At 46.1% G+C, this 464-nt stretch carries 1 pseudogene; it reads right to left on the minus strand.

The features are described 5' to 3' along the window. A pseudogene (locus RVS70_RS22315) lies at positions 1–464 on the minus strand (class I adenylate-forming enzyme family protein); the annotation flags it as partial.

Raw genomic sequence — 464 nt, forward strand, 5'->3', positions numbered from 1 at the left:
TTCAAGGATTCCCGGGATCTGCTGGATAACTTCTTCAACCTGATCAGGATAGACGTTATCACCTCCGTAAATAATGACATCCTTGTAGCGTCCAGTGATGAAAATAAAGCCATCTTCATCCACATAGCCTGAATCTCCGGTTCTGAACCATCCGTTTTGCAGCACTTTCGCTGTTGCTTCAGGGTTGTCTTCATAGCCTTTAAATAAGAATGGAGTATGAACAACGATTTCGCCGATTTCTCCTTGGGGGAGTTCTTCTCCCGTCAGAGGATCTTCCACTTTGACTTTAACTCCTTCCACAGGTTTCCCCGCAGATGCCGCTTTATCCATTCCCATATCAGTCATCCATGTGCTGATTCCCCAAGCCTAAGTACTTCCATAGCCATGCGCGAGCGTAATGCCGATATCAATATAGCGGCGGATTAGGCTGCTCGGCACTTTCGTTCCGCATGTCATTAAAATAA

The organism is Virgibacillus sp. M23 (assembly GCF_034190895.1).
GTDB classification, from domain to species: domain Bacteria; phylum Bacillota; class Bacilli; order Bacillales; family Amphibacillaceae; genus Virgibacillus; species Virgibacillus salarius.